This is a genomic window from Pseudomonas putida, assembly GCF_003228315.1.
Taxonomy (GTDB): Bacteria; Pseudomonadota; Gammaproteobacteria; order Pseudomonadales; family Pseudomonadaceae; genus Aquipseudomonas; species Aquipseudomonas putida_S.
Genome location: NZ_CP029693.1, coordinates 5,653,779 through 5,667,199 on the forward strand (window position 1 = coordinate 5,653,779; position 13,421 = coordinate 5,667,199).

At 62.0% G+C, this 13,421-nt stretch carries 11 protein-coding genes and 1 riboswitch; of the genes, 3 read left to right on the forward strand and 8 right to left on the reverse strand.

Annotated elements, in window-relative coordinates; genetic code table 11:
• Positions 1-176: 176 nt before the first annotated feature.
• The 7 genes from atzF to DKY63_RS26525 all read right to left on the reverse strand — a co-directional run bounded on the left by atzF (position 177) and on the right by DKY63_RS26525 (position 9,980).
• Complete coding sequence (atzF, locus tag DKY63_RS26495) at positions 177-1,940, reverse strand: allophanate hydrolase (RefSeq protein ID WP_110966827.1); 1,764 nt, start codon at positions 1,938-1,940, stop codon at positions 177-179.
• Positions 1,941-1,965: 25 nt separating this feature from the next.
• Positions 1,966-5,613, reverse strand: a complete 3,648-nt coding sequence (gene uca, locus DKY63_RS26500) for an urea carboxylase (RefSeq protein ID WP_110966828.1) — start codon at positions 5,611-5,613, stop codon at positions 1,966-1,968.
• Between the two features lie 292 nt (positions 5,614-5,905).
• Positions 5,906-6,547, reverse strand: coding sequence for an urea amidolyase associated protein UAAP2 (locus DKY63_RS26505; RefSeq protein ID WP_110966829.1), 642 nt, complete (start codon positions 6,545-6,547; stop codon positions 5,906-5,908).
• 11 nt (positions 6,548-6,558) lie between these two features.
• Complete coding sequence (locus DKY63_RS26510) at positions 6,559-7,284, reverse strand: urea amidolyase associated protein UAAP1 (RefSeq protein WP_110966830.1); 726 nt, start codon at positions 7,282-7,284, stop codon at positions 6,559-6,561.
• A 12-nt stretch (positions 7,285-7,296) separates the two neighbouring features.
• Positions 7,297-8,085, reverse strand: a complete 789-nt coding sequence (locus DKY63_RS26515) for an ABC transporter ATP-binding protein (protein WP_110966831.1) — start codon at positions 8,083-8,085, stop codon at positions 7,297-7,299.
• A complete protein-coding gene (locus DKY63_RS26520) occupies positions 8,082-8,897 on the reverse strand; it encodes an ABC transporter permease (RefSeq protein WP_110966832.1) in 816 nt (271 codons plus the stop codon). The genes DKY63_RS26515 and DKY63_RS26520 overlap by 4 nt, the downstream gene beginning before the upstream one ends.
• Before the next feature lie 15 nt (positions 8,898-8,912).
• Positions 8,913-9,980, reverse strand: coding sequence for a putative urea ABC transporter substrate-binding protein (locus DKY63_RS26525; protein WP_110966833.1), 1,068 nt, complete (start codon positions 9,978-9,980; stop codon positions 8,913-8,915).
• A gap of 62 nt (positions 9,981-10,042) precedes the next feature.
• Positions 10,043-10,143, reverse strand: a riboswitch (guanidine-I (ykkC/yxkD leader).
• A 276-nt stretch (positions 10,144-10,419) separates the two neighbouring features.
• Between DKY63_RS26525 and DKY63_RS26535 the strand changes: the two genes are divergently transcribed.
• Both DKY63_RS26535 and DKY63_RS26540 read left to right on the forward strand, forming a co-directional pair.
• Positions 10,420-10,665: a hypothetical protein gene (locus DKY63_RS26535; RefSeq protein WP_110966834.1), complete on the forward strand. Its 246-nt coding sequence runs from the start codon at positions 10,420-10,422 to the stop codon at positions 10,663-10,665.
• A 167-nt stretch (positions 10,666-10,832) separates the two neighbouring features.
• Complete coding sequence (locus tag DKY63_RS26540) at positions 10,833-11,297, forward strand: hypothetical protein (RefSeq protein WP_110966835.1); 465 nt, start codon at positions 10,833-10,835, stop codon at positions 11,295-11,297.
• A 117-nt stretch (positions 11,298-11,414) separates the two neighbouring features.
• Here DKY63_RS26540 and DKY63_RS26545 read toward each other — a convergent pair whose 3' ends face one another.
• Positions 11,415-12,527: an enoyl-CoA hydratase/isomerase family protein gene (locus DKY63_RS26545; RefSeq protein ID WP_110966836.1), complete on the reverse strand. Its 1,113-nt coding sequence runs from the start codon at positions 12,525-12,527 to the stop codon at positions 11,415-11,417.
• 132 nt (positions 12,528-12,659) lie between these two features.
• Between DKY63_RS26545 and ung the strand changes: the two genes are divergently transcribed.
• Positions 12,660-13,352 (forward strand): uracil-DNA glycosylase, encoded by a 693-nt coding sequence (ung, locus tag DKY63_RS26550; RefSeq protein ID WP_110966837.1) that lies wholly within the window; start codon positions 12,660-12,662, stop codon positions 13,350-13,352.
• The last annotated feature ends 69 nt before the right edge of the window (positions 13,353-13,421 follow it).

Below are 13,421 nucleotides of genomic sequence, written 5' to 3' on the forward strand. Positions count from 1 at the left end.
CATGCATTCTAGTGGTAACGGCCGGGAAATAGCTGCTTCATGTGTGCTGCGAATGGTCTTGGATTGCACCCGGACCTTGTAGGAGCGAGCCTGCTCGCGATGGCGGTGTGTCAGTCGACATTCATGTTGGATGTGACGACGTCATAGCGAGCAGGCTCGCTCCTACAGGTTCCGGGTTAGCCCAGGGTTTTCAGGTATGTTCGCCACCCACCGAGATGACTGATATTGACCGCGCCTTCCAACCCATACGCCTCACAAATGAACCCGCTCTCCCAGCGCCCGTCCGCCAGTTGCACCTTGCCCAACCCCAGCGGCGCCGGGATGCCGGTGAGGAACGAGCCCAGTTCGCTGCTGGGCAATTCCCACACTTCTACGGCAATCGCCACGCCGCCGTCCTTGACCCGCACCATACCCGGACGAAACGGCGGGCCACCGGCCAGGGCATAGAGCTGATAATCAGGTGAGCTGAAGGTCGTTTCCAATAATCGCGCGCCACGCCGCTTGAGCTGCCAGTTCAACGCCAGGCCATCCAGATGCGCGCCACAGACCACCAGTCGCGCACGATCATTGCGAGCGGCAGCAGCAGGTGCAGGCATCGACAAACCTTGCAGGGCATCGGCCACGCTCAGTAGGTATTGATCGGTAAACGCCCGGCCAAACAGCGTCACGCCCCAGGGCAGGCCGTTGTCCATGAAACCGCTGGGCACGGCGATGGCGGCGTAGTCGAGCAGGTTCATGAAGTTGGTGTAGTAACCCAGTTCCGAATTGCGCAGCACGGGCTCGGCATCCAGCTCAGCCAGCGTGACAGGGCGGCCAATGGTTGGCGTGACGACGCAATCGAGTCCTTCCAGCGCCTTGTCGCACAGGGCTTTCAACGCTTGCAGCCGGTATTGGGCGCGGAAGGTCTGTACGCCGCTGACCGCCGGGGCCTTGGCCAACACCGCACGAATCACCGGCAGCACCGCTTCGGGATTCTGCTCCATCAATTCACCAGCCACGCTGTAGCGCTCAGCCACCCACGGCCCTTCGTATAGCAAGCGCGCCGCTTCGAGAAACGGTGACAGATCCAGCTCTACCGCCTCGCCGCCCAGCGCCTTCAGCTGCTCGACGGCATGAGCAAACAACGCCGGACCTTGAGTGCATCCGAAGAACTCCAGGTCTTGCGCCCGGGGCACGCCAAAGCGAAACGCACGTACCGCCCCGAACGCCGAACCGTCATTCCACAGTGGATTGCTGCGGCTGTATTCGTCCCGTGGATCGAGGCGTGCGGTAAGCGCCAGCAACTGACTGGCCTCCCGGGCGGTGGCGGTAAAGGTGGTTACGCAATCGAGCGTGCGACAGGCCGGCACGACACCCGCCGTGGAGATCAACCCTTTAGTCGCTTTCATCCCCACCAGGTTGTTCAACGCCGCCGGCACGCGTCCGGAGCCTGCGGTGTCGGTGCCAAGGGCAAAACTCGCCACGCCAAGCGCCACGGCCAGCGAAGAACCGGCGCTGGAACCACCCGACGGATACTCCGGCAGCACGCTGTTGGGGCAAACGCCGTAGGGCGAGCGACTGCCATTGAGGCCGGTGGCGAACTGGTCGAGATTGGCCTTGCCCAGTGGAATCGCGCCCAGGGCCAGCAGTTGTTCGACGATGGTGGCAGAGCGCTGCGGCACGTAGCTGAAGGCCGGGCACGCCGCCGTGGTCGGGATGCCGGCCAAATCGATGTTGTCCTTGATCGCAAATGGCACGCCGTACAGCGGCAGGCTGTCGATGTCACGACCGTCGAGCGCGGCGAGATAGGGTTCCAGTTCTTTGACGCTGAGCAGATGAATGAACAGGTGATAGTCCGGGTTCAGCGCGGCAGCTTTTTCCCGAAGAGTCAACAGTAGTTTGCGCGGCGTGGTCTCGCCGGTGCGGTAGGCAGTACGCAGGGCATCAAGTTGCAAATTCATGGTGTGTGTCCTTTTCAAAATGGGTTCAATCGAGAGCCAGCACCACGACGCGCTGTCCGGCGCGCACCGCCGAACCCGGTTGCACGCGGATTTCGCGCACCACGCCAGCGGTGGGCGCAAGTACCGGGATTTCCATCTTCATCGACTCCAGAATCACCAGCACATCGCCGGCCTCGACACGGCTGCCGATGTCCACCTGCACTTGCCAGAGATTGCCGGCGATGTGGCTGTCGACGCTCATTTCACCGACGGCCAGTGGGGCGTCTTCGCTGGTTTGTGTGGCGGCTTCTTCGCTCTCGAAGTGCGCCTGGCCGCTGGCGATCCAGCGCTCGCGCTCGGCGTTGAATGCGCCTTGTTGCTGCTCGCGAAAGGCCGCGATGGTCTGCGCCTCTTGCGCCAAAAACGCCTGGTAATCGGCGAGGTTCAACTGGCTGTGCTCGATATCCAGATCGAAGCGCCCGAGGGGGAAGTCACGACGGATGCGCAGCAGTTCATCGGCGCTCACCGGGTAGAAACGGATCTGGTCGAAGAAGCGCAGCAGCCAGGGTTTGCCATCGAACGCGGCGACCTCGCGGTAGCGGTTCCACATCTGCAAGGTCCGACCCACGAACTGATAACCGCCGGGGCCTTCCATGCCGTACACGCACATGTAGGCGCCGCCGATGCCCACCGAGTTTTCCGCGGTCCAGGTGCGTGCCGGGTTGTATTTGGTGGTCACCAGACGATGCCGCGGATCGAGGGGCGTGGCCACCGGCGCGCCGAGGTAGACATCCCCCAGGCCCATCACCAGATAGCTGGCGTCGAACACCGTGCGCTGCACTTCATCGAGGTTCCGCAGGTCGTTGATGCGGCGGATGAACTCCAGGTTGCTCGGGCACCACGGCGCGTCCTTGCGCACGGTGGTCATGTATTTCTCGATCGCCAACTGGCAGGCCGGGTCGTCCCAGGACAGCGGCAGATGGACGATGCGCGACGGCACTTGCAGGTCGTTGGCGGCGCACACGGCGTCCCATTCGCCAGCGACGATGCCCAGCAGATCGGCGAGCGGCAGTTGCTCGGGCTGGTAGTGCAGTTGCAGCGAGCGGATACCGGGTGTGAGGTCGATCACGCCGTGCAGGTTTTTGCCTTCCAGGGCCTGCATGAGGGCGTGGGCGCGGAAGCGTAAAACAAGATCCAGTTCGGGTGCGCCAATCTCTAGAAGCAGGTGGGTGTCGCCGGAAAGCCTCGCGACCAACCTCGTATCATCCTGCCCAATATCCAACACCACAGGCGACACAAGCCCCTGCAGGAGCGAGCCTGCTCGTGATTGCGGTGTGTCAGTCACGGTGATGTCGGATGTGAAGCCCTCATCGCGAGCAGGCTCGCTCCTACAGGGGGTAGTCCATTTCAGGGCGAGATGGCGGGCGGTCTTGAGATCGACAGGATGGAATTGCACCTTGTCCCCGGCCTTGAGCTGCCCCAACTGCCACAGATCTGCCTCGATCACCGTCACCGGGCACACGAAGCCGCCCAGGCTCGGCCCATCCGGCCCGAGGATCACCGGCATGTCCCCGGTGAAATCCACCGCGCCAATCGCGTAGGGATTGTCGTGAATGTTCGACGGATGCAGCCCGGCCTCGCCACCGTCGGCACGCACCCATTCCGGTTTCGGGCCGATCAGGCGGACACCGGTACGGCTGGAATTGAAATGCACTTCCCACTGGGTCGCAAAGAAGGTGCCGATGTAGTTTTCCGTGAAGTACTCCGGTGCACCGTGGGGGCCGTAAATCACCCGGATGTGTCGCACGGCAGGCAGTTCGCTGACCTGATGCTCAGCCAGTTGCGCGCCATTGCTGCGGTCGTTCAATGCCGGCACATGCAACACATCACCGGTGCGCAAGGCGCGTCCGCCATGGCCGCCGAACTGGCCGAGGGTGAAGGTGCTTTTGCTGCCCAGATAATCCGGCACTTGCAGACCACCGCGCAGGCACAGGTAGCTGCGTGCGCCCGCACCGGCGATGGTGCCCAGGCTCAAGGTCGCGCCGGCGGGAATCAGCAACGCCGTGTTCATGGCGACGGTTCCACCGTTCAACGTCAGCGGGATCGCTGCGCCGGTTACCGCCACCACGGCCGCGCAATTAAAGCGCAGCATGGGTCCGCTCATGGTGATTTCCAGCGCGGCGGCACCTTCTTCATTACCGAGCAAAAGATTACCCAGCCGCAGGGCGCGACTGTCCATCGGTCCCGAAGGCGGCACGCCCACGGCCCAGTAACCCAGGCGACCGGGGTAGTCCTGGACGCTGGTCTGGGTGCCGGCGCTGAGCACTTCAAAAGTGTTGGACTGATAGATCAGGTTTTCCAGGCAACGGGTCCACGGCTGGCCGCTGGCGAACGGCGCATCGAGCAAAATCTGCCGCAGGTAATCGCGGTTGGTTTCCACCCCGTAGAGCAGGCTGTCGCCCAGCGCCTGATGCAGATCGGCGCGGGCTGCTTCGCGGGTTGGCGCCCAACTGATGACCTTGGCGATCATCGGGTCGAAGTACGGCGGGATCTCGCACCCGGCCTCCACCCAGGTGTCGATGCGCAAGTGCTTGCCATCGGCAGCGGGGAAATTCACGGCGGTAAGCAGGCCGGGGCTCGGCTGGAAATCACGGCCCGGATCTTCTGCATACAGACGTGCCTGGATCGCATGGCCGTCGGCTTTCAAACCCTGGCTCAGTACGTTCAACGGCGGCAGATCACCGGCCGCCAACTCGATCATCCAGCGCACCAGATCCACGCCCCACACCTGTTCGGTGACTCCGTGCTCCACCTGCAAACGGGTGTTCACTTCGAGGAAGTAGAAGCGCTGGTCATCACTGTCGAACACGAATTCCACGGTGCCGGCACTGCGATAGTTCACCGCCTTGGCCAGCTTGATCGCCGCTGCGCACAGTTCATCGGCCATGCCTTCAGGCAGGTTGGGTGCCGGGGTTTCTTCGAGGACTTTCTGATTGCGCCGTTGCACCGAGCAATCGCGCACGCCGAGAGCGATCACTTCACCTTGGCCGTCACCGAACACCTGCACTTCCAGATGCCGGGCGCGCTGGATGTATTTCTCGATGAACACGCCAGCGTCACTGAAGTTGTTCTGCCCCAGGCGTTTGACCGCTTCGAAGGACTCGCTCAACTCGGCGGCGTCGCGGCACACACGCATGCCGATGCCACCACCGCCGGCGGTGCTTTTGAGCATCACCGGATAACCGACCTGTTCGCCGGCGAGCAGCGCGGTTTCGAGGCTGTCGAGCAGTTCGGTGCCTTCGAGCATCGGCACGTCGTGTTGCCTGGCCAGGGCGCGGGCGGTGTGCTTGAGGCCGAATACCCGCAGTTGCTCGGGTGTCGGGCCGATGAAGGCGATGCCGGCCGCTTCACAGGCTTGGGCAAACGCGGCGTTTTCCGAGAGAAAGCCATAGCCGGGGTGGATCGCCGTGGCGCCACTGGCTTTGGCTATGGCGAGGATTTTTTCCACCGCCAGATAAGTACCGGCAGCCGCGCCTTCACCCAGGCTGTGGGCTTCATCGGCTTGCAGGATATGCAGGCTGGCGGCATCGGCTTCGGAGTAAACGGCGACGCCCGGGACTTGCAGTTCACGCAAGGTGCGCAGGATGCGACAGGCGATGGCGCCACGGTTGGCAATCAGGACTTTTTCGAACATGGCATGACCCCTGGAGGGGATGCGGGCCGTCCCGCAGTTTTTCGATGAGCGCCGGGGTCGTCCCCGGCGGCAGAATCCATTTACTTGAGCACACCGCCGAACCCCTGTAGGAGCGAGCCTGCTCGCGATGGTCGTGAACGATGACGCGCACATCCAGATGCCCAGCGGTGGCTTCGCGTTTTTCGCGAGCAGGCTCGCTCCTACAGTGGAGGGTGGTGGTCTTGAGGTTTTAGGCACTGCCCCGAACGGGCCTGGCACAGGGCAAACAACCAGTGACGCAACCGCGCGAATTTCAGTTCCATACCAACAGCTCCGCAGGGGTCGGGTTGTAGGCGTTGCATGGGTTGTTCAGTTGCGGGCAGTTGGAAATCAGCACGATCACGTCCATCTCGGCGCGCAGGTCGACGTACTTGCCCGGTGCGGAAATCCCGTCTTCGAAGGTCAGCCCGCCGTCGGCGGTGACCGGTACGTTCATGAAGAAGTTGATGTTCGGCCCGATATCACCCTTGCCCAGTCGCCCATCGTGGACGCAGGCGCGCAGGTAGTTGTCGCGGCAGCTGTGCATGTAGCGTTTTTCCAGGGCGTAGCGCACGGTGTTGCTCTCTTGCGCGCAGGCGCCACCCAGGGTGTCGTGGCGCCCGCAGGTGTCGTCGACGATGGTCAGCATCGGTTTGCCGAGGTTGGAATACAGCACGCTGCCGGTGCTCAGGTAGACGCTGTTCTGCCGGCGCAGGGTGCGTTGCACGTCGTAGCGTTCTTTCGGGTTGGCGAGGCTGTAGAACAGCGTATCGACCGCCTGATTGCCTTCCAGGTCGAGGATGCGCAGGGTCTGGCCGGCCTTGACCTCCATCAGCCAGGGTTCGCCGGCGGGGATGGTGGCGCGGTAGATCGCGGCTTCGGGTTGCTTGGCAGCGGTAGCGAGTGCAAGTGACATGGCAACGATCCTCAGGCGAACAGGCGGTCGGTGTTGATGAAGCCGCGCTCGTTTTCCGGGCGCGAAGTACGGCAGTGTTCGGCGACGCTGGGGTCGGCGTTCATCCAGCTGAGCTTCAAGGGTTTCGGTGCGTATTGCGGCGAGGGATCCATCGGGTGTTGCAGGGCGGTGAGCACCACCAGCGTGTCCATCGGCGCGTACAACTCGATGTAGTCGCCGGCCTTGGAGTTGCCTTCGACAAAGTGGAAACGTCCGTCTTCATCGACGTTCACCCGGCTGAACAGGTTGAGCGTCATCAGCAGGTCGGACAGGCCCAAACCCCACTTGCCCAGCTCTACGAGCAGGTTGTCGGTGCCGTTGCGAAAGAAGCCGTTGCGCAGCTCCTGATAGCGCCCGGCGCCGTATTTTTCCGCGACTTCCTCGGCGCACAGCACACCGCCGAGGCTGTCACTCCAGCCGCAGGTGTCGGCGGTGATCGCTGCCAACACGCGGCCCATGTCCGAGTACAGGCAATGGCCCGTTGTGAGCTTGGCGGTGTGCTGGCATTTAAGGCTGTCGGGCAGGTTCAGGCGCTCGGTTTTTTCGTTGGCATTGAGCAACGTCAGGCTGACATTGGCGCCGCCACGAATATCGGTCAGGCGCAGCAATTGGCCGCGCTTGAGCACGAATGAACGATGGCCGCCACCGGGAAGCATTTCTTCGGCGAAGGGCGGGAACAGTTGGGTTGAATCAGTCATTTGCAGATTCCTCTAAGCGATACGAAGCGTGCCTGCCAATGGCGCCGGCAGGGCGTCGACGGCGGCGCGGCTGGCGCGGCGGTCGCTGTTCAAAGGGATGTCGTAGGTGATGCGCGCGCCATAGGCGCCGGGGGCGTGCGGGTCGAGGCGGACCTTGTCGAACACCAGCAAGCGGGTGCCGAGGCTGAAACCTTCGGACAGGTCGTGGGTGACCATGAATACGGTCAGCCGGGTCTCGCGCCACAGCTCCAGGAGCAAGGCGTGCATGTCTTTGCGAATGCCCGGATCGAGGGCGCCGAACGGCTCGTCGAGCAGCAGCACGCGGGGTTTCATGATCAGCGCCTGGGCGATGGCCAGTCGTTGCTGCATGCCACCGGACAACTGCGCCGGGTACTTGTCCAGCGAGTGGCCGAGGCCGACTTTGTGCAGCAGCACCGAGGCCTGTTCGCGGGCCTGTTTTTTAGCGCTGCCAAACAGCCGGCCAAGCAGTGGCGAACGCGGCAATTCAAGACCCAGGGCGACGTTGTCCAGCACGCTCAGGTGTGGGAACACCGAGTAGCGCTGGAACACCACGCCACGGCTGGCGTCCGGTTCTGCGGTCAGTGGTTGGCCGTCGAGGAGGATCTCGCCGCGACTGGCTTTTTCCTGACCGAGCAACAAGCGCAGGAAGGTCGATTTACCGCAGCCGGAAGCGCCGACGAGTGTGCAGAACTCACCTTCGTTGACGTTCAGGTTCAGGCCTTCCAGCACGACTTGATCGGCGTATTGCTGCCAGACGTTCTTGACGGTGATGAAGCTCATTTGGCGGCCCCCTCATACCAGGGGAACGCACGGCGGGTCAGGTATTTGAGCCCCCAATCCATCAGCCAGGCGAGCAGGGTGATCCACACCACGTAGGGCAAAATCACGTCCATCGCCAGATAACGCCGCACCAGGAAAATTCGATAGCCGAGACCGTCGGTGGAGGCGATGGCTTCGGCGGCGATCAGGAACAACCACGCCGAGCCGAGCATCAGCCGCAAAGAGATCAACAGGCGCGGCAGCAATTGCGGCAGCACCACGCGCAGCATCAAAGTCCAGGTCGAGGCACCGAGGGTCTGGGCCTTGATCAGCAACTCCACGGGAATTTCCCGGGCGCGCTGTTCCAGATCACGGGCCAGGGCCGGGGTGATGCCGATCACGATCAGCATCACTTTCGACAACTCACCCAGGCCAAAGACGATGAACAGGATCGGCAGGATCGCCAGCGGCGGCACCATCGACAGCATCGTCAGCAGTGGCGACAACGGCGCGCCGAACAGCGGCAGGGTGCCGGCGGCGATACCCAGGCACAGCCCGGCGAGCGCGCTGATGCCCAGGCCGATGGCCAGGCGTTGCAGGCTGGAGGCGGTGTCTTGCCACAGTAGATATTCGCCGGTGCGGCTGTCGGCGACGAAGGCCACGCGTTTCACCGCATCGGTCATTTGCACGGCGCTGGGCAGCAGCTTGTCGTTGGGGTTGTCCATCAGCCGTTCGGCCGAGCCCATGAAGTAGGCGAGCAGCACTAGGGCGAACGGCAGGATCACCAGCAACAGGCGACTCGGGCGATCCGGGTGGCGATTGATCAGGCGCATGGCCAGGTCCTCTTGTTACAGCTTGGCGTCGGCAGCCATCTGCACGTAGCTGGGGTCGAAGCGCAGCTTGAGGTTGCCCTTGTCACCGCTGGTCACGCCGTTGGCGAAGGCCATGCCGACGGCGCTGGTGTCTTTGGCGCCTTCACCCAGCAAACCGTGCTGGAACGAGAATTCGGCGACCTTGCGCATGGTTTCCGGCAGTTGCTTGCTGGTGCTGAACGCGAGGGCTTCCTTGGGCGTGGCGAACAATTTGGTGGTGTCCAGTTGCGCCTGGAAACCGGCCAGGTCGGTGCCCGAAGCCTTGGCCATATGTTCGAGCGCGGCGTTGCTGGCGGCGTTTTTCGCGTTCATCAACTCGACCACTTCGAACCAGGCACCGGTCAGTGCCTTGCCCAGGGCCGGGTTGTCTTTGAGGGTCTGGGAGTTGACCACCATCATGTCCATGATTTCGCCGGGGATCTGGCTGGAGTTGAAGACTTCAGTCACCGCAGGCTTGGCCTTGATGTCCGAGAGCATCGGGTTCCAGGTGGTGACAGCGTTGACCTGAGCGGTGTTGAAGGCCGCCGAGATGTCGGCGTCGGAGGTGTTGACCACTTTCAGGTCTTTTTCGGTGAGGTCCACCGAGTCCAGGGCGCGGGCCAGCAGGTAATGGGAGACCGACAACTCCACCAGATTGACGTCCATGCCCTTGAGGTCGGCGACTTTCTTGCCTTCGCCCTTGAGCACGATGCCGTCGTTGCCATTGGAGAAATCGCTGACGATCAGTGCGGTGCTGTCGACGCCACCGGCGGCTGGGATGGTCAGTGCATCCATGTTGGTCATGGTGCAGCCGTCGAACTGGCCGGCGGTGTACTGGTTGATGGATTCGACGTAGTCGTTGAGCTGCACCACATCGATCTTGATGCCGTACTTCTTCGCCCATTTATCGACGATGCCCTGGCTGCCGGCATATTCCCAGGGCATCCAGCCGGCATAGATCGTCCAGCAGACGCTGAAGTGGTCTTTCTGTGCGGCATGGGATTGGGTGCTGAGCAATGCTGCAAACGCAGCGGCGAGGAGGGCGGGGAAACGTAGTCGGGACATCTCGGATTCTCCAGTTGATCAAGGGCGGGCAGAAGGCAACGCGGCACCGCGAACGGTGGCTTGTCTCCCGGGCTTTTGTCCCGCCGTGTAACCTCAACTGGAGGTCGCCAACTCTCGGACCAGTCACTCGCCAGTGCGAGCCGGAACCCTAGTCAGCCATTGCAAATTGTGGTGCCGCGAACCTGTGATGACTCCTGCACGGCTTTGCTAAAGCGAGAGCCGTGCCAAGTCGGCGCAAGTGCTCTGGCGCGGGGATTACGCGATTGATGACTGGAGAAGGGGAGGCCGTGTTGCCTTTTGATGGTGCGTCGACGCACTGCAATGGGACGTGTCGGCCGCTGATCTGAAGGTTGCTGGCGCGATGCACTTGCTCGGCGTTTTCGAGTCAAAACAGGTATCGGTCGGCTTGTCTCGGCCGGAGGTCTTTCAGGAGGCCGCCATGTTTCGTCGATTGTTGTTCGCCGCTGTATTGGGTCTTGGTTTGTCCGGCTGCTATTACTATGCCGGTGACTATGACTACTACTCCTCGCCTTACTACTACCCCGGCTACGCGCCGTATTCCTACTACTACGGTCCGCGTTATTACTACGGCGGCCCGCGGTTTTATGGCGGCTATCGCTATTACTCCTGCTGCGGGCACGGCGCGCGTTATTACGGCGGTGGATATCACCACGGCCACCATTAATCGGCGCGTGAATGGATGAAAAACCTTTCATCGGCGAGATGTTTCAACTTGTTTCCGGAACGCACCAGATTCCGAATCCAGTGTCAGATATTGTGACAGTCACTGAATGATCGGCTGTCGCCTGCCAGCGTCGCTGGTGCGGCTCACTCGCGGTCCAGGAGGCCGCCATGTCCTGTCGAAAGCAGCTACGCCGAATTCTATTGACTGCTGTGTTGGGATTGTCCCTGGGCGGGTGCGTGCCCTATTACGATGAGGGAGGCAGCTACTACAGTTCCGAGGTCTATACGTCGCCTGCGCCGACGTATTACTCCGGTGGCTCGTACTACTCGAACGACGGGTATTACACGCCACCTCGCCGGTATTACTCACCGCCGGCCAGGTATTACCAGCCAACCCCGCGCTACTACTATCAGCCCCGGGTTTATCAGCCATCGCCGCGCTATTACCAGCAATCGCCGCGTTACTACCAGTCGCGCCCGGACTCCCGGGCGTATCAGAACCATGGATGGGACGGTCGCAACCGTGGGAACTGGGATAACGATCACCGTGGTGGTGGACGCAACGACAATCATGATCGGCGAGGCGACCGTAATGGACATGGCGATCATGATGACCGGGGGAATCACCGTTAATCGGACCTGAACGCAACCTCTTCTGTAGGAGCGAGCCTGCTCGCGATGGAGTGTCAGTCGACACCACTGTGTCTGATACACCATCGCGAGCAGGCTCGCTCCTACAGTTGGTTTTGTTCAGTACTCGGAGAGATCGGCCAGTGGATGCCGGCCTTCCCATACTTTGTGGAAATGCGCCTGCACCACCGCATCCGGCACATTGTTGATATCCGGCCAATGCCAGTGCGGTTTCTGGTCCTTGTCGATCAAACGCGCGCGTACCCCTTCGCTGAATTCCGGATGACGGCAGCAATTGAGGCTCAGGGTGTATTCCATCTGGAAAACCTGCGCCAACGACATGTGCCGGGCGCGGATGATCTGTTCCCATACCAGATGCGCGGTCAAGGGCGAGCCTTCGCTCATGGTCCGGGCGGCGCGGCCGAGCAACATATCGGTGTGATCGCGCAGTGCGCTGATGGCTTTCCAGGCGCAGCGCACATCACTGACATCCAGCAGTTCATCGATGCGCTGGCGGCGTGGCAGCCACTTGGCTTCCGGCATCTGCGCGGCAGCTTCCTGCTGCAGGGCCTTGAGCAGGCTGTTGAGCTGCATGGGCGTCTGCTCCTGCCAGTTCAACTGCAACAGGCCTTCGATCAGATCCTCCTGCTGGTCATCGCGCAGGAAGCGATCGGCCAGGTCCAGGTCGATCGCATCGCGACCGTTCATGTGCGCGCCGGTCAGACCGAGAAACAGGCCGAGCTTGCCGGGCAGGCGCGACAGGAACCAGCTGGCGCCGACGTCGGGGTACAGGCCGATGCTGATTTCCGGCATCGCCAATCGACTGCTCGGGGTGACAATGCGGATGCTTGCGCCCTGCAGCAGGCCCATGCCACCGCCCAGCACATAGCCATGGCCCCAGCAGATCAGCGGCTTGGGGTAGGTGTGCAGGCTGAAGTCCAGGCGATATTCCGCGTTGAAAAATTGCGCAGCCAGCGGCGGCACCTGGCCCGGGCTGGCGCGGCAGGCCTGCACTAGGCTGCGCACTTCACCGCCGGCGCAAAAGGCCTTGGCGCCGTTGCCACGCAGCAGGACGCAGACGATTTGCGGATCCTTGGCCCAGGCGCCCATCCGGTCGCGCAGGGCGTTGATCATGGGCAGGGACAGGGCGTTAAGTGATTGTTCAGCATCCAGACTGGCAATGCCGATGCGGGCGCCGTCGGTGCCGGTGAGTTCTTCGAAGTGCAGATTCATCATGACCTCGATCGGGAATTTGAGGGATAAGTATGATCGCTGTGTGGGAAAGTGCCGGATCCGTGTCAGATCAATTGACAAGCGCGATGGGCCTTCTTAGGGTTCGCCCCATTGTTTTTGCCGGATGTAACCATGACTGCTGATGACCGTATCAAACTCGAACCGAGCTGGAAGGAGGCACTGCGTGCCGAATTCGACCGGCCCTACATGGCAGAGTTGCGTAATTTCCTGCAAGAGGAGCGGGCGGCCGGCAAGGAAATCTATCCACCAGGCCCGTTGATCTTCAACGCCCTCAACTCGACGCCGCTGGACAAGGTCAAGGTGGTCATCCTCGGCCAGGACCCGTACCACGGCCCGGGCCAGGCCCATGGCTTGTGCTTCTCGGTGCAGCCGGGAGTGCCGACGCCGCCGTCACTGCTGAACATCTACAAGGAACTGAAACGCGACCTGAACATCGACATCCCCAACCACGGCTACCTGCAAAGCTGGGCCGATCAGGGCGTGCTGATGCTCAATACCACCATGACCGTGGAGCGCGCCAACGCCAATGCGCACAAGGACAAGGGCTGGCAATTCTTCACCGACCGGATCATTGAAGTGGTCAGCCAGACGCAGCCGCATCTGGTGTTCATGCTGTGGGGCTCCCATGCCCAGAGCAAACAGAAGCTGATCGATGCCACCAAGCACCTGGTGCTGACCTCGGTGCATCCGTCGCCGTTGTCGGCGTATCGTGGTTTTCTGGGATGCGGGCATTTCAGCCGGACTAACAAGTTTCTGGAGCAGAATGGCGAGATGCCGATTGATTGGCGGTTACCGCCAATCTGATGCGTTGACGGGGCCGGCCCCTTCGCGAGCAGGCTCGCTCCCACAGTGGATTTGTGGCGTTCACAAAAT